Annotated in this window: 22 protein-coding genes; 8 read left to right on the top strand and 14 right to left on the bottom strand. The window is 47.2% G+C overall.

Annotation, left to right across the window (positions count from 1 at the left end):
• Positions 1-5 precede the first annotated feature (5 nt).
• The 7 genes from B5F77_RS10110 to B5F77_RS10080 are packed head-to-tail and all read left to right on the top strand — an operon-like array spanning position 6 to position 10,209.
• Positions 6-2,489 carry a PglZ domain-containing protein gene (locus B5F77_RS10110; RefSeq protein ID WP_087330379.1) on the top strand — a complete coding sequence of 828 codons (2,484 nt, stop codon included), beginning with the start codon at positions 6-8 and terminating at the stop codon, positions 2,487-2,489.
• Positions 2,490-2,492: 3 nt separating this feature from the next.
• Positions 2,493-4,592 carry a BREX system Lon protease-like protein BrxL gene (gene brxL / locus B5F77_RS10105; RefSeq protein WP_087330377.1) on the top strand — a complete coding sequence of 700 codons (2,100 nt, stop codon included), beginning with the start codon at positions 2,493-2,495 and terminating at the stop codon, positions 4,590-4,592.
• A gap of 2 nt (positions 4,593-4,594) precedes the next feature.
• A complete protein-coding gene (locus B5F77_RS10100; protein WP_087330375.1) occupies positions 4,595-6,454 on the top strand; it encodes a P-loop NTPase fold protein in 1,860 nt (619 codons plus the stop codon).
• Between the two features lie 5 nt (positions 6,455-6,459).
• Positions 6,460-7,203, top strand: a complete 744-nt coding sequence (locus B5F77_RS10095; RefSeq protein ID WP_087330373.1) for a hypothetical protein — start codon at positions 6,460-6,462, stop codon at positions 7,201-7,203.
• Complete coding sequence (qatC, locus tag B5F77_RS10090) at positions 7,191-8,609, top strand: Qat anti-phage system QueC-like protein QatC (RefSeq protein ID WP_087330371.1); 1,419 nt, start codon at positions 7,191-7,193, stop codon at positions 8,607-8,609. The genes B5F77_RS10095 and qatC overlap by 13 nt, the downstream gene beginning before the upstream one ends.
• Positions 8,606-9,295: a TatD family hydrolase gene (locus tag B5F77_RS10085; protein WP_087330367.1), complete on the top strand. Its 690-nt coding sequence runs from the start codon at positions 8,606-8,608 to the stop codon at positions 9,293-9,295. The genes qatC and B5F77_RS10085 overlap by 4 nt, the downstream gene beginning before the upstream one ends.
• Positions 9,296-9,354: 59 nt before the next feature.
• Entirely contained in the window at positions 9,355-10,209 is an 855-nt protein-coding gene (locus B5F77_RS10080; protein WP_022384484.1) for a hypothetical protein, read from the top strand.
• An 84-nt stretch (positions 10,210-10,293) separates the two neighbouring features.
• Here the strand turns inward: B5F77_RS10080 and B5F77_RS10075 are convergent, their stop codons facing one another.
• The 12 genes from B5F77_RS10075 to B5F77_RS10025 are packed head-to-tail and all read right to left on the bottom strand — an operon-like array spanning position 10,294 to position 19,492.
• Positions 10,294-11,571, bottom strand: a complete 1,278-nt coding sequence (locus B5F77_RS10075) for a PcfJ domain-containing protein (RefSeq protein WP_087330364.1) — start codon at positions 11,569-11,571, stop codon at positions 10,294-10,296.
• 2 nt (positions 11,572-11,573) lie between these two features.
• On the bottom strand, positions 11,574-11,999 hold the full coding sequence (locus tag B5F77_RS10070) for a PcfK-like family protein (protein WP_087207535.1): 426 nt from the start codon (positions 11,997-11,999) through the stop codon (positions 11,574-11,576).
• 35 nt (positions 12,000-12,034) lie between these two features.
• Entirely contained in the window at positions 12,035-12,340 is a 306-nt protein-coding gene (locus tag B5F77_RS10065; RefSeq protein ID WP_087207595.1) for a hypothetical protein, read from the bottom strand.
• Between the two features lie 20 nt (positions 12,341-12,360).
• Entirely contained in the window at positions 12,361-12,636 is a 276-nt protein-coding gene (locus B5F77_RS15730) for a hypothetical protein (RefSeq protein WP_158098025.1), read from the bottom strand.
• Positions 12,637-12,687: 51 nt separating this feature from the next.
• Positions 12,688-13,230 (bottom strand): hypothetical protein, encoded by a 543-nt coding sequence (locus tag B5F77_RS10060; protein ID WP_087330362.1) that lies wholly within the window; start codon positions 13,228-13,230, stop codon positions 12,688-12,690.
• On the bottom strand, positions 13,227-13,772 hold the full coding sequence (locus B5F77_RS10055) for a topoisomerase C-terminal repeat-containing protein (RefSeq protein ID WP_087330360.1): 546 nt from the start codon (positions 13,770-13,772) through the stop codon (positions 13,227-13,229). Before B5F77_RS10055 ends, B5F77_RS10060 begins: the two co-directional genes overlap by 4 nt.
• A 47-nt stretch (positions 13,773-13,819) precedes the next feature.
• The gene (locus tag B5F77_RS10050) at positions 13,820-14,536 is read right to left on the bottom strand and encodes a hypothetical protein (protein WP_087330358.1); all 717 of its coding nucleotides are present in this window, start codon (positions 14,534-14,536) and stop codon (positions 13,820-13,822) included.
• 38 nt (positions 14,537-14,574) lie between these two features.
• Entirely contained in the window at positions 14,575-15,756 is a 1,182-nt protein-coding gene (locus B5F77_RS10045) for a DUF3991 and TOPRIM domain-containing protein (RefSeq protein ID WP_087330356.1), read from the bottom strand.
• An 18-nt stretch (positions 15,757-15,774) separates the two neighbouring features.
• Entirely contained in the window at positions 15,775-17,103 is a 1,329-nt protein-coding gene (locus B5F77_RS10040) for an ArdC-like ssDNA-binding domain-containing protein (protein WP_087330404.1), read from the bottom strand.
• Positions 17,087-17,317, bottom strand: coding sequence for a hypothetical protein (locus B5F77_RS10035; protein WP_087330354.1), 231 nt, complete (start codon positions 17,315-17,317; stop codon positions 17,087-17,089). The genes B5F77_RS10040 and B5F77_RS10035 overlap by 17 nt, the downstream gene beginning before the upstream one ends.
• A 54-nt stretch (positions 17,318-17,371) precedes the next feature.
• Positions 17,372-18,703 (bottom strand): DNA mismatch repair protein MutS, encoded by a 1,332-nt coding sequence (locus tag B5F77_RS10030; protein ID WP_087330352.1) that lies wholly within the window; start codon positions 18,701-18,703, stop codon positions 17,372-17,374.
• A gap of 12 nt (positions 18,704-18,715) precedes the next feature.
• Entirely contained in the window at positions 18,716-19,492 is a 777-nt protein-coding gene (locus B5F77_RS10025; RefSeq protein WP_087330403.1) for a DUF4099 domain-containing protein, read from the bottom strand.
• An 89-nt stretch (positions 19,493-19,581) separates the two neighbouring features.
• Between B5F77_RS10025 and B5F77_RS10020 the strand changes: the two genes are divergently transcribed.
• Positions 19,582-20,178: a glucosaminidase domain-containing protein gene (locus B5F77_RS10020; RefSeq protein WP_087330350.1), complete on the top strand. Its 597-nt coding sequence runs from the start codon at positions 19,582-19,584 to the stop codon at positions 20,176-20,178.
• Position 20,179: 1 nt separating this feature from the next.
• Here the strand turns inward: B5F77_RS10020 and B5F77_RS10015 are convergent, their stop codons facing one another.
• Positions 20,180-20,584 carry a hypothetical protein gene (locus B5F77_RS10015; RefSeq protein ID WP_239446186.1) on the bottom strand — a complete coding sequence of 135 codons (405 nt, stop codon included), beginning with the start codon at positions 20,582-20,584 and terminating at the stop codon, positions 20,180-20,182.
• Between the two features lie 14 nt (positions 20,585-20,598).
• Positions 20,599-21,312, bottom strand: coding sequence for a DUF3592 domain-containing protein (locus tag B5F77_RS10010; RefSeq protein WP_162607981.1), 714 nt, complete (start codon positions 21,310-21,312; stop codon positions 20,599-20,601).
• Between the last annotated feature and the right edge of the window lie 37 nt (positions 21,313-21,349).

The raw sequence follows: 21,349 nt of genomic DNA, 5'->3' as shown, positions 1-21,349 counted from the left end.
CCATTATGGATATACAAGGACACATCATAGATGTTTGGATTGGCAAGACCAGCAAGGAACATCCCATCCTGACGGTTTATGATCCCGAGGGCAAATACTATCCGCTTTTGCCTTTGGTGGCTGAACGGGGTGTACGGGTTATCGACACCACCCGGAAGTTGATTGAAAACAGAGAGGCGGCATGTGACTGCTGGATGAATGAATTGGTACAAAACGAAGACGCGCGCATGCTCATCTATCGTCGGGAAAAGCTTCCCAAGAACGACAAAGAACGTGTGCTCGACCCCTTCATCGGAATCACACAAGTTGGCGCACGTTTTCCCGTCGGACCTAACGATGATTATATCAATCTCTGCAAGAGCTTCCTACCGGGAAAAGCAGAGGCCATCGATGAGCTTGCCAAAAACGGTACCGCCAGTTTTGCCAATATCAATGCCCTGCAAGAAGGGGTAAACTATCCTGAACTGGAAACACTTACCGGAGGTAAGAGCATGGTGGAGATTACGTTGAACCTCCTGGCGCTTTCTGAAACAAAAGGCACGGCATGGATGAGTGAATGGAAGAGCTTCGGCGAAAACCATTTGCCCAGATTGGACAGCACCGGAACTACGCTGAAGGATGTCAAGCAGAAACTGTGGCAATACTTGCTCTTCAGCGAATTTGCGCATGACTTGCCCGGCAACCTGCCTGCAGCGCTCCACACGGTAGCCAAATGTCCGAAAGAGAACATGGAGAGCATCCACAATCTCTGTCAAAACATCCGCAACCGCACAGACCTTCGTGAGGATTATGTGGAGCAAGCCAAAGCCATCACCAGCCGTTTGCATCTTGATGCCTTGTTTGCCGATGCTATCGATTTGGGCAAAATTGTGACGTTTGCTTTTGAGAATAAGGTAGAGTATAACCTCTATTTGGACTACCTGCATAAAGGCGAATACGACGAAGCTACGCTGTTGATAGCAAAAAACAAGAAAAACGTGTGGTATCAGGCAGATGCCGGCGTGGCATTGTTCTGGAATCTGACAGACCAGTGTGAACGGATGATGCAAAGCATCCGCCAACCCATGGGTGATTTACACAATCTGAACGAAATCGTTCTGTGGTACAGTGAAGAAGGCTATAAAGTGGATCATGCGTTCCGCCGTTTCCAGACCCTACTCACCGGCTCGGATGAAGATACGCCACAGATCAACGAATTGGCACAATTCGTTTACCGTAACTATCGAAGCTTTACCGAACAAGTACAGAGCCGTTATCAGAAACTCATAGAACAAGAAGGATACCCCATTACGGGTATCTGCCGGAATATCCAAGTATGGGATAAGGAAGTCGCTCCACTATTGACAGTCCACAAACGCATAGTCCTTATCTTTGCCGACGCTTTCCGTTACGAGATGGGTAAAGGTTTGGCTCTAAGTTTGGAAAACAGTTATACGGTCAGAATCAAGCCTTCGGCTGCATACGTGCCCACAGTCACCCGGTTTGGCATGGCTGCCTTGCTGCCAGAAGCAGCGTCTGCACTGGAATTAGTTGTAGAAGACGGCAAACTACAGCCTTATCTTGAAGGAAAGAAAGTGGAATTGCCGGTAGATCGAATCAGTTACATTGAAAGCAAAGTTCCTGCACACGTAAGGCTGATGGATGTGAAGTCAGAAGAATTCCTGTCGGCCAATGTACCTTCCGATGTGAACCTGCTCATCATCCGCAGTCAATCCATTGATGCGGCGGGTGAAAATCTCAATAGCGTAGGCTATGCGGAAATGGAAAGCGAAATGCGATTGCTCACCAAATGCATCCGTGCATGCAAGAACCTGGGTTTCGATACAGTACTCATCATGGCTGACCATGGCTATATGATACAACCCAAATACCAAGCGGGAGACAATATGGGCAAGCCTGTGGGCACCAGCGTCATGAATGAACGCCGCAGTCAAGCCGGCAATCTGAATGGGAACGAAACATCCTGGCTCTACACACCCGAACATATAGGAGTGCACAGTCAAGTCTACCGTTTTGCATTTGCCAAGCAATATGGCATCTACGAAAAGAACAAAATCTACTTTCATGAAGGTCTGTCGCTACAAGAAAACATTGTTCCCATCCTGACCGTTCAATTGACCGAAGAGCGTGCGAAAGAGGCTTTCCGCCTTGATTTGACCTACAAAGGAAAGAAGGACGGCATTGTACGTGTCAACCGTCCGCTTATCGAATTGAATTTTAGTGGAGTAGACTCACTCTTTCGCCCCGAACTTTGTATTGTCAAAATGGTAGTGACTGATACCTCTGGTAAGGAAGTGGGACGTGTCGTGGAATCGACATTCTATAACGAGATGACAGGCTTGATTTCCATTCCAAGTGAGTGTGAAAAGTGTAAACAGCCTATAGAGATTGACGAAGGCATCGAAGGCAATATCATCGTGATGGCACTTGACCCCGATACCAATGCCACATTGGCTTCTATTCAATTGCAAACAGAATTCGACTTTTAAACCATGGACAAATTAGATATAAAGCTCAATAAATACTTCCCAGGGAAGGTGGTGCGAAAGGATTTGTTGCACGAAATCAAACAGACAGTGAACGTGCCTTCTTTCGTGCTGGAATTTCTCTTGTCGCGCTATTGTGCTTCGGATGACCCGGATGAAATAGAGGAAGGGAAAAAGGCAGTATTGCAAATCATCGAGAAGAACTATGTTAAACCCGATGAAAGCAATAAAGCTCAAGCAATCGTGGAACAAAAGAAGCGTCACAAGTTTATTGATAAGATTCACGTAAAGTATGTGGAACGCGAAAAACGCTATTGGGCAGAAATGGAAAATTTCGGTTCGAAGCGGATAGCCATCAATCCGCAATTTTACCAGAAAAACGAAAAACTGCTCGAAAGCGGTATCTGGGCAGAAGTGACGTTGGCTTATAATGAAGTGCAAGAAGACGACTATGCCTTCTATGTGGAAGACTTGCGTCCGATTCAAATAGCACGTTTTGACGAACAAAAATTGTTTGAAGGCCGTAAAGGCTTTACCACCGATGAATGGATAGATGTATTGATACGCAGCATCGGCATCAATCCGGACTGGCTGGCTGAACGTAGTCGCTCCCTAAAAGGAGATAAAGATGGCAAACGGTTGAAATTTCATATTTTAGCAAGATTCATTCCCCTTGTACAAAACAACTACAATAGCATAGAACTGGGAGGACGAAGTACAGGTAAGTCCTATTTCTACTCTGAGTTTTCTCCTTATTCCACCTTGTTGTCTGGTGGCCAAGCCAGTACCGCCACACTGCTTTACAACAATCAGCGCAAACAAGTGGGTGCAGTCGGTTTTTGGGACACTGTGGCTTTCGATGAAGTTGCCAACATGAAGATAAAGGATGCTGATACCATTCAAATCATGAAAGATTATATGGCCAATGGGCGCTTTAGCCGAGGACAGGAGGTGACAGGTCAAGCCAGTTTTGCTTTTGTCGGCAATTTCGACTTAAACATTCCAACCATCATAAACAGCTATGACCATGATCTGTTGGCCACCTTGCCTAAAGCTTTTGATTTTGCCGTCATAGACCGATTCTACAACTACATCCCCGGCTGGGAAGTACCTAAAATTGATGACTCTGCCTACAACAATAACTACGGTATGATTTCTGATTACCTGTCTGAAATCATGCACTACCTTTTCGACCACAACAGCGACTACCTGCCCATACTGAACAAATACCTCAAAGTGGGTGATAACGTGGAAGGTCGTGATAGCCGTGCGCTCCAAAAGACCGTCCTTGGCTTCTTGAAGCTCATTTATCCTATAGGCGAACCCACACCTGAAGAATTTGATGAGATTGTGGCTTATGCTCTCGAAGGACGCCGTCGCGTGAAAGAACAGTTGAATAAGCGTAAACCTGATGAAGAGTACGCCCGCATCAATATGTCATATATCAACAAGGAGGGACAAAAAGTCGTAGTATGGTGTCCGGAAAGTAAGGATTCCATGGCTACTCAGGACCCAAGGAAGACTGGATATATAAAGATGGAAACTGGACCACAAACCAGTGGTCCACGTCCTATTGAAACAAAAACCGCCGCACCCCAAGTGGAACATCAGGAAAATGAATCACAAGGTCCAAAGCCAAAAGCATTGTCTATCCGTTATGGGGATACAGGTTATAGCTATGACAAGCTTTTTGCAGAATATCTAGAAGGAGCTAAGGTCATCGAACTGCAAGAGCCCTACCTTTCACATGGGTACCAAATGCAAAATCTAACCCGTTTTGCAGAAACCATTGTAAAGGTAGGCGATTGCAAGAAGATAACACTTATCACCAAAATGGGCGAAACAATTGATGAAACACAAAAAATCCAAGATGGGCTTGAGCAACTTAAAGCAGTCCTACAAGATACTGGCATTGATTTTGAGTACACCTTCTCGGATTTAATTCATGCCCGATATATCATCACGAACAACGGATGGAATATCTCTCTCGACCGTGGTTTGCACATCTATCAAAACATTGGCCGTAATTTCTATCTCATGGGCTATTACGATTTAGATTTACGCCCCTGCTTGGAAACTAAAATCGTGTACACTAAAGTTGAATAAGTATGTGGTCAGATAATGAAACAACGCAAGATTTGCTTGGTTATCAAGTCCATGCAGATTTACTCAAAAAAATAATCTTAAATGACGCTATGTTGCCAATCTCCATCGGAGTTTTTGGGAATTGGGGTTCTGGAAAAAGTAGTTTGATGTTATTACTTCAGCAGTCACTTCGAGAATGGGAGAATTCTCAACAAAAAGAGCATGAGAAGTCCAAACAAACTAAACAAAATGAGCATCACAGTCCCATAATACTTCAAGTGTGTTTTAATAGTTGGCAGTTTGAGAGCTATGACTCGACAAAACTGACAATGATAGAAAGCATATTAGAAGCACTTGACAAAGACATTAATGAACGAAAAGATGTATTTGAACGAGTAGATGATTTTCTTGCAAGAATAAACTTTTTGAAAGTTGGTGTATTCATTTTGAAGAAAGCCTATGAGAATCTTACACCAGATTGGCTAAAGAAATGGTTGCCTACAAAGGAAGATGTTGATAACATAATAGGTAAGGACAAATACAATAATCTACTTGAAGATGTAACCAAAGGCAATACATCGAAATTTATAGCAACCTTCAGAGAACTCTTTGAAGAATTAGTTGAAGATATGGGCTATAAAGCTGTAATTGTTTATATTGATGATTTGGATAGATGTGATCCTAAAAGAATCATTGGGTGTTTGGAAGCTGTCAAATTATTTGTAAATGTAAAGAAAACAGCTTTTGTTATAGGTGCAGATGAACGTATTATTGAATATGCCATTAGTCAGCATTATCCTATTCAAATGAAGAAAGAGGATATATCCAGCCCATTTTCTGATTATTTAGAGAAACTCATCCAGTTGCCATACAAACTGCCACGCTTGTCAGACAATGAGCAAGAGACTTATATCACGCTCCTTTTGTGTAAAAATCACTTAAATAAATTTCAATTCGATGAAATTCATCAGAAATACCTGGACTTTAGAAAGACGGACAAACATTCAAAATATAATATTGATGACATAAAATCAAGTATTGAAAATGTAAATTTTCAAGATGTTGAATACCGTTTACCAACTGTTCCGCTTATAAAGCAATTCTTAAACGGAAATCCGAGACAACTCAAACGATTCCTTAATACCTTGTATGTACGTCAAGAATTAGCGGAGGTAGCAGGTTTTACAGATATACGCCCTGAAGTATTAACCAAACTAATGGTACTGGAGTACAACACCTTGTATAATTCTCGTTTTGAAGAACTTTATAAACTTCAAAATGCTAATAGAGGCGTTTTGCCATTGGGCGATGTTGAGCAAGAAGCAAAGACTGAAAATGGAATTCAAAATCCACAATGGAAAGACAACTGGTCATCAGACTACTTGAAACAGTGGCTAAGCTCAGAACCGTCATTAAAAAATGTAAATCTACAAAACTACTTCTGGGTAGCACGAGACGCTTTGAAAAATGAGAAGCCGATAGCTTCGTTGATTACAAATAAGGCCATGCTGTTATTCCGAAGATTATGTAGCCTTCAAATAAATCAGATGATGAAACGAGAATTGCCTGAGATAATCAACGCTTGCGAGGACTCAGAAAAGGAAATGATTATTCGTTTGATAAATGAGAAACTTAGACAAGACCCCAAGTCTGAGACTTGTTGGATGATTCTTAATGCCGATGAGGAAAATCTTTTGATTAGTGACAAAGTAGATAGACTTAAACTCTTGTTTAGTAATATAAAGACAGAAAACATTGACCCCAAGGCAAATGTGTTCTTTGTAAGGATGATAAGGTTAAGCGATGAGATTCATAAGTACATTGAAACATTGCCAAAAGGGAATCCTTTAACGAAAGCTATTGAACTAAAAATGAAAAAATAATAACTATGGGTACATCACAATCACATAATTTGAAATCCTCGCCCAATTGGTCTGCAGCAAAACGAGCCATAACGAGTATAGCAAATGGAACAGACAATAAGACCGCTTCAAATGCTAAGTTCTTTGGTAATTTAGGAACAGCACTTGGTAACGGTTTGTATAGGGGTAGCAGAACAGGCGGACATGGAGGCAAAAGAGTTAGTTCGTTTGGACGTGCTGGTGGCCAGGTTATTAGAGGATTGGTCACTGTTTTAAGTAATACTAAACAATACGGACTTATATCAAGTTTAGGTATTGATAGACTGCCTGATGAACAAAAGCCAAAAACACCACAAGATTTTAAGGAATTACTTCTGCACGAGATTGTTGGAGACAATGATTCCACAATGGATGATGCAGCAGCAACTTATGCAATGGATAAAGTGCTGAATGATATTTTGTCAGATTGTAAAGATGGGCAAGAAATTGAAGATAAACTTCAGAATGCGACCGATGACAATCTCCATGAATGGATTATAACATTTGAAATTGAATACATATTGGAATATTCTGCTGAGTTGTTTCAAAGCCACATATTTGACAAAGGACGTAATCCTGAAGAAATAAAGAAAGACATGAGAGGTTGGCTTCATAATGAACTGGATGAGAAATTGAGCAAAGAACTAACGCAAATCGATTTCAGTAGCCCGGAAGGGAAAGAATATCTGGATTCCTTAACATCAGAAATATTGGATATATGGAAACAATAATAAAAATCAATTATACTCCGTCAGAAACAAGTGAAGTCTTCGGCTTGTTCACTCTTTCATTTCAAGGAAATGACGGAAGAGTTCGTTCTGTAAACGCAAAGTTTAATCCCAAACAATTATGGGAATTTTCACGGGATACATCATCTGTCGCCTTTGATTTATTAGTTCTATCCATGATTGTGTATAATGTAGATAGAGCTGTGCATCGTTTGTCAAATTCGGATGATGGATGGAAACGAAATTTGGTGTTATTGGACGTTCCTGTAATCAATCTTGAGGATATGAACAAAGGCCGTGAAGCTTTTAATAGTGCAATTAGTTTCCTTACGGGCGACAATTGGGATATTCACTTTGTTCAAACAGATTCATACTCTTATAATCCAACTAAAAAAGTGAAGGGATATGATTCACAGTCTTTTGAAAAGGTTGCATTGTTCTCAGGAGGTTTAGATTCATTGATTGGATTTATAGACGAAGCAAGTACACTTTCCACTGATAAAAAGATATTACTTGTTTCGCATATGGAGCTGGGCAAAGAGCATAGTGATCAAAAAGGCATATTGGAATATTGTAAAGAAAACAATATTTTATCGAATAAATATGAGCAAGTATTGCTGAATGCAGGGCTCAAACCTCGTTCTTGGAATATTAAAGGAACTCCCACAGAGAGTACATTCCGCTCACGTTCCTTATTATTTTTTGCAGCAGGAATATATGTTGCAAACAAAATATCTCCACAATGTCAATTGATAGTTCCAGAAAATGGAACTATATCAATAAACATACCTCTTGATAGTGGAAGAAGAAGTTCTTGCAGTACTCGAACTACACATCCTACATTTATCAAGCGCATACAGAAAGCCTTGTTTGCTATAGGTGTATCAAACCCAATATTTAATCCATATCGCTTAAAATCAAAAGCTGACATGGTTATAGAGTGTTGCCAAGACGCATCGAAAAAAGCAATCTTTAAATCATTAGTTGACCTATCATGCTCTTGTGCAAAACGTGGCCACAATGTTTTTTGGGACAAAAGCGGAATAGAAATACACAATGCAAAAATAAAGCATTGTGGTATGTGTCTGCCATGTCTATATAGAAGAGTAGCATTAGATACAATAGGTATGGATAATGAAGCATTGCTTGGTACAGATGTTCTTCACGGTATTAAATTCAATCTTGACGATAAAAATCAAAAAAGGAATAGGGATTTTAACGCCCTTCTGTATTTCCTAAAAAACAGAATGAATGAACGTATAATTCGCCAAGAACTATTCTTTAACGGAATTATAGAAAAGCATGAGTTAGAAGGGTACACGTCATTAGCACTACACTCATATTCTCAAGTTGTCAATTGGCTTAAGAAAAAAGCAACAAATGAAATACAAATAAAAGCAGGTATATGAATATAGATGCCCATTGTCATTTTGATATGATGCCAAATCCTGAAGAATATCTTATGCAACAAGAGGCAAAAAAGAATATTTCGATAGGAATGACAAACCTACCGAGCCATTTCTTATTGGGATATGAGCATCTAAAACAATATAAGTTCTCACGTTTGGCATTAGGCTTTCATCCATTATATGCAAGTGAAAACAAAAATGAATTACAGCTATTCAGCCAATATTTAGATAAAACCAGCTATATCGGTGAAGTAGGTCTAGATTTCAGCAGCGAAGGACTAAAAACTAAAGGTGATCAAATTTTTGTTTTTGAGAAAGTATTACAGTTATTAAAAGGAAAGAATAAAATAGTAAGTGTTCATTCAAGACGAGCTGAAAAAATCTTGTTAGAAATGTTGGTTACCTATGACATTAAGAATGTAATATTCCATTGGTATTCAGGTCCTATCTCTCTAATTCCTAAGATAGTAGAACATGGCTATTATTTTTCTATCAATGAAAAAATGACAAAGACTAATAGTGGAGCAAAAATAATTGAGCGCATACCTCGTAATCTCATTCTAACAGAAACAGACGCCCCTTTTAATAAAGTTTGTTCAATTAGTAATGCTCTGACTAATATAGGCATAAGAGAAAATGTCATTTATGATAATTTCAGTCGTCTTATATCTGCAATTAGAAAATAGATATTAAAAAGAATGTATCCCTACTATCACCTTAAATAGAATAATAATACAATTGACTTATGATAATCCGCAAACGACCTATCATATCTTGGTTGCTCAATATTGACAACGTGGAAGATGAAGGAAAATTCGGCGTGCCCATGCTGAGCAACAAGCAACATTTTGGATATTTGGCCAATGGCCTGAAATTCCTGTCTGATGTCCGCCAGACACAACCGGATTGGGGCTTACCCGAACTTCTCATGCCCTCTTTTGAGGTAGTCATGAAGAAAAGCGCAAAATCATTTTACGGCATTGACCATCAGCTTTTCCAAGAGTTCTACAAGGATAATGTCTGTGGCATACTCCTTTCCAGAGACTGCGGGACGATTGTTTATGGATTTGGAGAAGACACATTGCATGTGTGGCTGTTCAGGGAGGATGGCGGCATTAGCAACCTGTATATGTATTTTTACATAGAATCAACCAAGGACAATGTACGGCATATATACACGTGGCCGACATTGACGGCAGATGACCAGCTTTTTGCCGGGAATAAGGAGGAACGGGAACAAATTTATGAGAGGTTGGCTAACAAATTGATGGTATATCTTGCCGTTAAAAAATATGTAAAGGTAGAAACAATCATCGTACCCGTTGGAACAACCGCTAAATTGGATGATAAGATTTTGGGGTACAAAAGCAAAGAAAAGGTCAGGAATGAGAGCGGTCAGGAAGTAATTGTAATGGATTCGAGGTGGTTCCGCAAGATTGTGAATGACAATGAAATATTCGTCAGAGGATTTTTCCGCTTCCAAAATAAAAAGGATGAAAAAGGGGAATGGTACAAGGAATTGATTTTTGTGGACTCTTTTGTGCGGCACGGTTATCATCGCAATGCCCTGATAGAGGAGGAAAACAATAGTAAGGAGTAGAACGGCACAATTCTTACCTCAAAGGAATACATTACCCCGACCCACACCTCACGGCGCAGGTCGGGGTCTGAACATTTCAAGGAATTATGCCGGTGTCCTCGCCTCCAGGAAGCGGTAGGCGTTGGCGTTTACAAGTCCTACAATTCGGTCGTGGTATTCCGTGTTGGAGTTGCACAGCCCCCGGCTCTGTATGACCTTGCCCTGGCTCAACGAGAATTCCACGGTCTCGATGCGGTTGCCCTGGCGGTCGTGTGCCGACAGGATAACGCTGTCCACCTTGGCGTAATACTCGCATTGGAACACGCAATGGTGAAGGCTGCTTCCCTCTGCTTGGAAAGCCTCTATGGAATCAAGCACAGATATTTCAATGTCGTCGTCGCTGATGACAATCCCGAAGTAGCGGGACTTTTCCCTATAGAAGTCCGTCTCTTTCGCCTTGGCTCTCAACATCTGCTCCTGACTCCTGCGCTTCTCCGTCGCCTTGTTCCTTTTGTCCAGCCAATGGTCATGGGCGGCTTTGAGGTCTATAGGGCAGACATACTTAGCATTATGGATGTCCTTTTCGCATTGCTCCAACAAGCGGACGGTATCGCACCACAGGCCGTAGTCGGACGGGCGGTAATGATGTCGTGCGGCCACCTTGTACGACTGCCAGCACGTGTCCAAATCCAGCGGACGGCTCACAAAGTAAGCCACGGCCTGCAAGTCCTTGGACTTCATCATCGTCTCTATCCGGCTGTCCGTCAGCAACGCCTTCATCAGCCTTGCCGGATGGCAATCATCGGGAAGCCTGCCTCTCATGCCGTTGCGCCTCAGTTCGGGAAGCACCTTGTAACGGGGGTAAACGTATGTGTCGGAAATCACCCAATGCACCTCGGACAAAAGTTTCAAGTCAATATCTGTACACCAATTAAAGCTGTCCACATACCAGCCCAAAGTCCTCGCCCTTGATGTCACCGCAATTCTGCCATCGGCATTGAGCCACAGGCGGCACACCTCCATGCAGGACGTTTTCAACATCATTCCTTTCCGGCATACGGCTCTCAGCAGGAACACACGCTGAACTTGCAAGCCGTCCACCACTTCAAGGGAAGAGAAATAGGAGGACTGCACTTCCTTGCGCTTCAACGTGTCCCTTACCTGCAAGCGGTGTCCGCAATGAGGGCAACATACCGTCTTGCCTTTCCCTTTATGGTCAAACTTCGCTCCGCAGTCACCGCACGTGTAGTTATGGCTGGACGTGCGGAATGCGATATGTACAATAACATTACTTACAGCCCATTCAACAGCTTTGGGGCTGAGGGCGGTCAGCTTCCCGTTGGAAGCCGCCACCGCCTTTTCAAATCTGTTCCTCGGTTTCATGCTCAAAAGTTGTCAAAGAGTGATAATGTCGGTTGGCTCTCCGGTTGCGGCTTGTGGGCTTTCGGCCTCGCATTGCGTGCCTGTATCTTGCGCAGCTCCTCGTCCTGATAGCGTTTGAGCGCGAGTGCCCTCTGTTCCGACTTTTCCTCCTCCGTCAGTTCAATATGATGGTTAACCACCACACTGCACTGCAACGGCTTGCCTATTTCAAGGTCAGGCTCGTCTATGGCGTGTACCGCCATTGAATATATCTCGCTGTCCGAGAAACCACAACAGCCGGAGTTTTTCACTTCGTGTAGGATAAAAGTCACCACATCGTCAATGGTGCGTGCCGTGGTTTCATACTTGGCACGGAAAAGCTCATCTTCCTTTGCCCTCTGGTCAAGATAACTCTTGATAATCTCCTTGAAATGTTCTGTTCCTTTCATATGTCCTTGTTTTTACGTTGATAAAATCCATACGGTTAAATCGGCAGTCCTGCCAGCAGTTCCAAAAATGGTATGGTGTTGATGTCCCTGTCGAAGCGCACCTGCCAGTCCGGCCTTGCCAGTAAGGACGGCATGAACTTCTTTACGACAAACCGCTCATTGTCGTTTGAATAACAATCTATTATAGCGAAGTTTGCTCCGTCCTTGCGGATGTGGGCGAAAAACGGCGGCATACCGCAGAAGCACTTGCGGACGCTTTCCCTGTCCCACAACAAGGTAAGCTCATAAATACAGCCCTTGTAGCTGACACTTTCCTCTCTGTCAATGAGTTTTATTGCCATAACGTCTGAATTTTGAAGTTCTAATCTTTTTCCCTTTTGTTTGAAGCCTTGCGGCTTCCGCTCCGGGATTTTACGGTACGGCATGACGGAAGGCGCAAGGGGCAAAAGGCGGACGTGACCAGTGGAAAGAGGCCGGAATACCCGATTTGGCACAAATCGCGGAAGGCTGCCGGACGCTTTCCACGCAGGCAAGAGGAGCGTCGTTCGCCGCCGCCACGGCCTTCCGTTGCTTTGTAGCGGAAAATCTGCCGGAGCGGAACGCCCATAGGTTCAAGAACAGGAAATCCCGATGCCATAACCGATGACACCGAGATTTCAATATATCCAGGAATAAAATTCTTAGCCTTCTACGGCAAGGGTATCTCAAACGACTTCACCACGCACTGCGCCTCCTTGTCCAGAATGAACCAGTATTCAGAATGATAGCCCTGTCCGTCCGCGTCCACACCCTCGAAGTCAACCTTGACCTTCCAGCCGCTGAACGGTTGCGGACTCCCGTCAAGCGGGCCGCTGAAATCCATCAGCCGCCTCAGGCCCGACATGGCTGACATCTGCCGCTCCATCAGGGCGGCCGTCTCCTTGTCGTCCGGGTCGAAGTCCTCCAGCCCGTCCGTCACTTCCATCACCTTCCTGTTGATTTCCACCATGGCCATGGAAAGGGCCATCTTCTCCTCCTGCGTGATGTAGGTATGCCCGAACACGGAATCCGGTTTGCTGACGCCCAATATCCGTATGGATTCGGGATTGTGCACCGACGCCCTCAATGCCTTTTCCGCCATGTCCGTCGCACGATTCTCCAAGTTGTCCGCACAGCAGACAAAGCAGAACACCCCGATCCAAAACAACACGATGGAAACGAGTATTATCCAGATTTTCATTCCCGGTCTCATATCTTCACGATTTGAAGTTTGTCCGGCGATACGCCGAGCCGCTTGCGGTAGATGCTGCCGTCCTCCCGGTACATCTCCAGCTCCGAAGATGTGATGCCCTTCTCGCATATTTCCACGGCTTCCTCCAAGGTGAGCTGGTGGCCGCCGATGTTGCGCCAGATGGCGAAGGAGCAGGGTGCGTTCTGGTTGGCATAGTTGGAGCAGTTGAACGCCCGGCTTCCCACCCGTATTTCACCTCCGCAATGCGGACACTTGCCGATGACCGGCTGCATCAGGATGTCGCCGTCGTCGGTCAGCTCCAGCACGGTCGGGAATGCCTTGCCCTCCTTGCTGGCGAAGCCGTCCAGCAGGATGCGGCGTTTCTCCAACAGTACCGCCACCTCCGCGTCCGACATCTTGCGGTTGCCGATGATGGCGTTGATGTTCAGTACGCAAGAAGGGCTGCCGCCGATGTTATGCTCACAGCGGTACCCCTTGCAGGTCTTGACCACATTGCCGCCGCACAGGGGGCAGTGGCCGATGATTTTCTTTTCTGTTTCCATTATTGTATGAATTGATTGTTTTCACCGATTGAATCATTTATATTTTTCTAATTGAACCCACGCTTCCAGTCGGCCACGATGCCGCCGATGATGTTCTTGCCGGACATCACATTCGCCCATCCTTCCGGGTCGAGCGAGAACCAGAGGTCGTTCCACGAGAGCGTGCGCACCTGCCATGCCAGGATGAACAGGTCGGTGTTGATGGTTTCAAGCCTGGTCACCACCTCGTTGGCGATGTAGTAGCGTTCCGAAGAGTCCAGCAGGTTGACCTTGTGCTTCTCGTTCTTCCCGTCTGCCCCAGCCACGTCGTAGCTGCCCGAAGTCACGAGTTGTTTCATGAACGGATAGAGCGCCGCCATCTGCGTGGCCGCGTCCGTCAGCTCGTCCGACACGATGGCCGCTATCGCCGTGCCCTTGAGGTTACTTCCCACCGATTTGAGCAACAGGTTGCAGTTCTGCGGTATCTCGGTCGTCACCAGTTCCCCTGCTCGTTTGATTTGGTAGAGATTCTGCACCGCCCCCTGTGCGTTGGAGAGGTATTCCAGCATCTTATTCTCTACGCTGTGTACCCGGTCGAGGGCGACCGTCACGGCGGCTTCGGCGGCGATTATCTTCTCCTGCGTCTTCCTGCGCTTGTCGTGCAGGCTTTTCAGTTCCAGCGTCTGTGCCGTCACCGCGCCGGTCAGTGCCGGGTCTATCTGTTGGGAGAATGCCGGAAATGCATTACCTCCGACCAACAACAGAGCAAATGCCCCTGCGGCCATTTTCAGTCTGTTTGCTTTCATCTATATTTAATTTTACTTTACATTTTAAGGCTCCCTTTTCTCCGCTCCGCTAGATTTCGGTCGCGTTCCTCCTTGCGTGGGGCGAGAACCGGAGCCAGCGGCTTGTTTAAGAGGCAGTCGTTCCAGTCCTTGAATGCCTTGGGCGGCAGCCATTGTCCGGAGCGATAATGGACAGGCAGATGTGCGGCAAGCTGTGAGGGCAACGCCTTTACCGGATTGACGGTAAAACTCTTGCCTCCGGCTTCTACTTGCAGGCTGTCCTCCGCCTTGCTGATTCTCATCGGGATGCCCTCCAGCAGGCCAATCATACGAAGCCCGTAGATACGTCCGGCGATGTCGTTGTCAAAACAGTCGAAAGCCTTGGCGTTCGGGAAACGGTTCATTGTTCTGATAATTTGGTTGTCGGAAAATGTCCCTCCGAGGGAAACCAACGCCACATCCGGGTGCAGCTGTCCCTTGTTCATCTGGTGGAAAGCCATCGCGTCGAAGGCGGACTCACAGAAGAACACGCTCCTGACCGCTTCCGGATTGCCGCCGGAGAAGTCGGCCACCCATGCCGCCGAGGAGGAATCCGTACCTGCCGCCTTTGACTTGTAGCCGCCGTAGCCGCGAATCTCGTAGCCCTTCACCTGACCGTCCGCACTGGTATAAGGAAAGCCGATGTTATAGCCGTCAAAATTCCCGTTCCGTCTGTCCCGTATGAGAAAAACGAATGGGGCAAATTGTCTGACCGTTTCATCGGATATTCCACGCTGGCGGAAGATCTGAGGAATGCGCTCCACGTCTATTTGCCTCACTTCATAGCGTGAGGCATCAAAAACTGATGCAGCCTTGACAGATTTCAGGTATTCCCAATCTTCATGGTATTCCGGTTCCGGCATATTGGCGAAGCGTGCCATGACCTTGGCCGTCTTCTGCCAATCGTCCTTGCCGGTGACGAGGAAGGCATCCAGATTCTCACGGATAAGCGTAAGTACATCCCCTTTGGAGCCGTCCCGGCGGAAGAACATCTGGGCACCCCTGTCGTTGGGATGGCTGACGATGATGGTGTCACGTTTATCCCGTCCGTCGCCCAATACCAGCTCGATGTAACGTCCCACACCGGCCTTGCGGTCAAGGCGGTAGCCGAGGGCATAAGCCACATCGGTCACACCGACACGTGACTTGAGTTCCTTGAAGTTTACCTTGTAGTCCGGCATACCGTATTACTTTTAGGATTAAATACCCATCTTTGCACTTACGGCCTGCGTCCTGCCCATCATGGCAATCTCCGGCCCGAATGTCTTACGTGCCGTCATGTTCAGGAAGGCAGCCTTGTCTTTGTAGTCAGTCAACTGGAAGTAAGTCCTTGCCGTGCCTTTCGATACCTTCTTCAGGCCCAGCTCCACACCGTCATACGAGGCACGGATGGCATAGTCGCCGCCGCTTGTCTTGACGATGGCAGCGTTCCGAAACGGCACTTCCTCGCCTGGGTCAAGCGGAGCGAGCGGGTCGTTCTTGGCCAGGTAGGGCTGCTCGTCCAGTGCCAACTGCTGCCTGTCTACACGGTCGAGTATCATGTCAGAAGCCTTGTTCACGTCCGCCATGACCGAGACGATGAATTTCGGCTCCTGCTTCAATACGCCGATCCATGAGTCCAAATAGGCGGCGGAGTTGTCCGTCACCTTGGAGTCGAAGCCCATCGAGTGGCTTATCATCGCCGCCGTCAGTTCGGCGACAAGCTCCTCCTTGGCGTACTTCGGATCGCCGAACCTGCCTATGCCGTCACGGTTGAGCCGTTCCGGTGTCATGGTGGAGTGGGCCATCTCGTGCAGCATGGTGGAGTAGAACTCCATGCCGCCACGGTACGTTTCCTCCGGCGTGCCGCCCGTGTTGAACTGCGCCTTCATGGGAACCACCACGATGTCGTGCGAGGGGGAATAATAGGCCCCGTCCACACGCTTGTCCGCCTGTATCGGGCAGACCCAGCCTTGTGTTTCTATCATCCTGTCGAGTGCGGCGTGGGCGTACATGCCTTCCGTGTCGCGGAGTTCGGGCAGCCTGAACCTATCCATGAGCTTTTGCATCCGTTCGGGCTGCACTTCGGCCAGGTTGGTCTGTGCCACGTTATACACGGGGAACGCCTTGACGAACGGGATGACCTCCATATCCTTTCTTTCCTCCTTCGTCATGGCGCGGTACTCGTCGCTGCTTATCCTTTTCCCGTCCTTGTCCTTGACCATCATGTCCCAATACACCACGGGAAACGCCTTTTCACCTTTCAGGACGTGCGCTTTCAGGTTGTGCGCCTGCTTGAAGGTCAGGTAAACGGGCAGGTCGTAGCCATTGGCCGCCGTGTGGAGTTGCAGGAAGAAGGAATTGGAGCCGGAATAGTTGCGTCCTCCCACGTTCTGTGGCAGTCCGGCGTAGCCCGACGCACTGCCAATCCAGCCTTTCTTCCAGTCGGACGCCTTCATCTGCTCCATGCGTCCGATCATCATCTCGGCGAAGCGGTCTATGGCCACCTGTCCGGAACTGGCGGATGACGGATTAGTTCCAGATGCCATAGTCATCGTCGTCGATTAGCTGGCGTTCCATCTGCATGATGTCCGTCTGTTCCACATAAAACTCGGCGGACTCGTCCGAAGGGTCCGTGCCGTGCGCACGACACCACTCCAGATAGTCCTGTCCGTTCTCGCCCTCCAGCACAAAGCGGAGATAGCCTATTTTACCTTCCTGAAGGAGTTCAACCAGCTCCTCGTGATTCATTGGTGTTGACATATTCCTGTTCTTTTGATGTTTATACTGTTTGGTTCTGATTCTAAATAGTCTGCTTTACATTTTCATGGAGTTTGATTTTTCCAGCTTGGCAGTCTGTGCCGACAATAGCCCGTTGATTTCAGGGGTGAGGTACTTGGCGGCAATCTGCTCGCGCGTGGCGGTATGGGTCTTGAAAAGCGAATAACCGTCGTCAAAGGAGATTTCATGTTTGGCGGTCTTGCCCTTGTCGCCCATGTCCACGTACACCTTCCACTTGTTGTCGGTATGGTCTTTCGCCACACGGATACCCTTGGGGTCAACGCCTTCGGGAAGCCGGTACTTCTCGTAGGCGGATTTCAGGTGCAGCCGTTCGCCGAAGTTTTTCTCGATAAGCTGGTTGGGTGTCATCACCCGGTCGAAGTAAGCGTTCAAGTCCTGGCGCGAGGCCACGGCGGACATCCTTGCGTCACCCACTTGGGCATAGAACTTGTACCTGCCGAAGTCGGGGCGCTGCTCGTCCTTCTCCTTGTAGACATTGAACTTCTCGATGGCGACGGATCCTTCCGCGCCTTCCATCTGCCGGGGGAATCTGTAGGTGTCCTCCGGCACTTTCGGCATCAGCTTTGTCGGATAGTAACGCTCCATCAGTTGCGGTATGGTCAGCTCTTTCTTCTGGTAGGCGGCGAGGTCGGCGGCATCCATCTTCTGCGGCTTGAGCTGTTGACCGTCAATCTTGGCGGTGAAGTACCACTCCTCTGGGTTGTCCTTGCCCTGGTAGGCATGGCCGTGGGTCACCTTGCAGCCGTCGGCCGTCACCATCTGCGGCTCGCGCGGCTTGCGTTCCTTTTTCGCCCCGGCCTGCTGTTCCACATTGGCATCCGCCTTTGCTTCGGGTTTCTGTTCCGCAGCGGCCTTCTGTTCCGTATTTTTCTGACGGGCAGGTTTCTCCTTCACCTCATTGGGGTCAGTTTGGACAGGCTTGTCCTGCACGGCCTGTTCTTTCTTCTTCTTTGCCATATCGGTATTGTTGGGTATGATTTCTTCTTTTACCTTTACCTTGGTTTTCTCCCCGGTCTTTTGCTTGGTTTGCTCTTCCTTTTTCAGTTTGGGTGTTTCGAGCTGGTCACAGATGGCCACCCTCTGCCCGGAGCGTATCAGTTTGGGCAGATACACGTCCAAAGCATGATAGGGAAACGAAGCGAATTTGACCGGCTCTTTCTCTCCGGGAAAGGTTCTGCTGGTCTGCGTAATGGCCAGGACAGTGGCAGCTTTGACCGCATCCTCCCTGTACATCTCGTAGAAATCCCCCTTGCGGAAGAGAAGCATGGCGTCGGGATGCTTCTGTTTCAGCGCGTTAAACTGTTCCAATACGTCTGGGACATTTTCCAGTTCTGCTTTTTTCGCCATAAGCGGATGGATTTAGCGTTTAAGACTTTGAGTGATATTTTCTTTTGGGGAATGCAGCTTCATGGCGCGTTCCTGCGACTGCCTGTCCACGACCTTCCGGTATTCCCAGCGGTTGTTGTCGGTCTGCACCAGTCCGAGGTATTCGGGATGCAGCTCGTCGTAACGAATCTTCTGCTGCCGTTCCCATTCCTTCAGGTCGCCCTTGATGACCTTGAAACCCTGCGGCTCCCTCAGGTCAACGCCGACCGACACCTTTTCGCCACCTACGTTGAGTTCCACGGGCTTGCCGTCACGTACCTGTTGCTTCTGCTGCGTGCCCAGCTCGATGTCGTTCACCTTCTCCATGTCCTTCAGCTTTTGTTCCAGCCGTATTTCAGTTACGCGGCGGTGAATGACGGACTTCGTTTCCGGGTCAAGCTGGAGGTACTGCCGGGTCTTTTCGCCGTTCACATCCACGGCCTTTTGGATGACTTCCCCCTTTCTGAGGCGTTCCGCTTCCTGTTCCGTCAGGGCGATAGCCTTGTTGCGTTCCGTTTCGAGAGCCGCCCTGACGGGATAGGCCATCAAAGCCGGGTTGCCTTGCCTGTCGGCCACCATCTGGAGTTTGAGCGGCAGCGTGACAGCATTGCCATTCTGCGCACGGATGGATACTTGCACAAGGGGCGTGATTTCGCCGGAGAGCAGCTTTTCCTTCACTTCCTGCGGCAGGAGGTCTGCCTTTTCCCTGTCAATGCCCAACATTGCCAGCTTTCCGTAGGGCAGCGTTTCGGATAGATTTCTGTTGTCCATTTCTTCAAACTTGTTTTTACGGGTTAATTTTGCGGCCGGAACCGCTTGAACACCCTGCAAAAGTATTTTCACCCAAACGAGAAAAAGAAATGCACAACACTATTCTGTCGTCACTGATGCTGTTGCTTCTGCCCATCACGGCTTCCGCACAGTTTTACACCATTACCAAAGACTCAGACTTAATGCCCGATTCCGGAAAGGAAACAATGCAAACAGCTGCAAAAGAAGATGATACAATCAGCAACATTGTGCAAAGTGTCAGAAACGACACCTTGCACATAAATACCCCGATAAAGGAAAAGAATAAGGGAAAAGGCCAAAAAGGTAACAAAAGGACATCCCTAAAATCAGAGCTTCCCGAACTGACCATTCCCAATCTTTATGCGGAAATTATACAAAACAGAATACAATATCCGAAAATCGTATTGGCACAGGCCATCCTTGAAACCGGATGGTTCACCTCCCCGGTATGCAGGAACAAGCACAATCTGTTCGGCCTGACCAACCCACGGACAGGGAAATACTTTGAGTTCGGCCATTGGACGGAAAGTGTCCGGGCCTATTATACCAAGGTACAGTACAAGTTCAAGGGCGGTGACTATCTCCTTTGGCTGAAGAACATCGGCTATGCGGAAGACCCAAGGTATGTCCGTTCGCTAAGCCGTATATTGGAGCAATACCTCTAAATTAAATCTGTTTGAACATTTTCAGCAGCACAGGTGACAGTAATGTCGTCGCCAATACAAGCACCCACAGATTGCCCGTCGATGGATTGTAGGCGGCAAGAATTTCCGTAATGGTACTGCCTCCGGTAATTCCGGCGGCAGACTCGAAGGCTGCGGTCAATAACGCCCAGCAAACACCTATTGCCAGACAGCCTTTCATGCCACAGCCTTTTACCAAACGGGGAAGCATCAGCCATGTTACCAGAAAGATGAATACGCTTAGCAATATCCCGCTCACGGGTAATGCCGTTTCTTCTCCAATAAACTTGACCAGTACATATTCACGCAATCCGCCATTGAGTATTGCCACAGGGATGAAGCATATCCAAACGATAAATGATTTCAATAGCCGCATAATTCTTTGCATAAAGGGATGACTCTTTATCCTACGGCACTGTCCACATCTACATAATAATTTGCCGGATTGTTGCGGTCCACATACACGCGCACCTTCTTCTTCGGGGCTATCTCGTAGCTTTCATACCAGAAGGAACCGCTGCGGAAGAAGTACACCCGTCCATCCGGTGCGGTGTAGCGGCAACTGACCATGATAGGATGATGTCCGTTCATCGAACTGCTTGTATCTTCACCGATGCTTGTAATTTCCGCTTCCACCACTTCCCCCGTTGCCAACAGCTGACGGGCTTTCCGCTCATGGCTGCGTTTCACCAGCCAGAAGGCCGTCCCTATTCCGGTAAACACGGTTCCTATAAACGCGAAGATGAGAATCAGCCAACCGTTATCGTCCAGATAGCGCACTTCCCGCGGATTGTTTTTCTGATAATATATGGTTATCCGCTTGCCCGGATACATGGACGAGGATGCCATGTTGAGCATGGCCGTATAGGATTTTCCGTCTACGGTATATTCCACGACAGGAGTACCCAACGATTCGCTGCTCGCTCCGCGCATGGCCAAGATAACGGCATCCGTCGGTTCAGCCTTTTGCCGGAATGTGTGGCCGCTGACACCAACGGCGATGCCGACGATGAGCAGGATAATACCTACCGAAATAAATATGCCGCAGAATACGCGGATAAAGGTTTTGCCTTTCCGTCTGCCTTTGGCCAATGCCTTCTCTCTGTCGGGATACATAATGAATATGTTTTTTAGTGAATAGGACAAATGATAA

Origin of the sequence: Parabacteroides sp. An277 (assembly GCF_002159645.1) — a bacterium.
In the GTDB taxonomy this organism is placed as follows: Bacteria; Bacteroidota; Bacteroidia; order Bacteroidales; family Tannerellaceae; genus Parabacteroides.
This window is presented reverse-complemented; position numbering and strand designations above follow the sequence as displayed.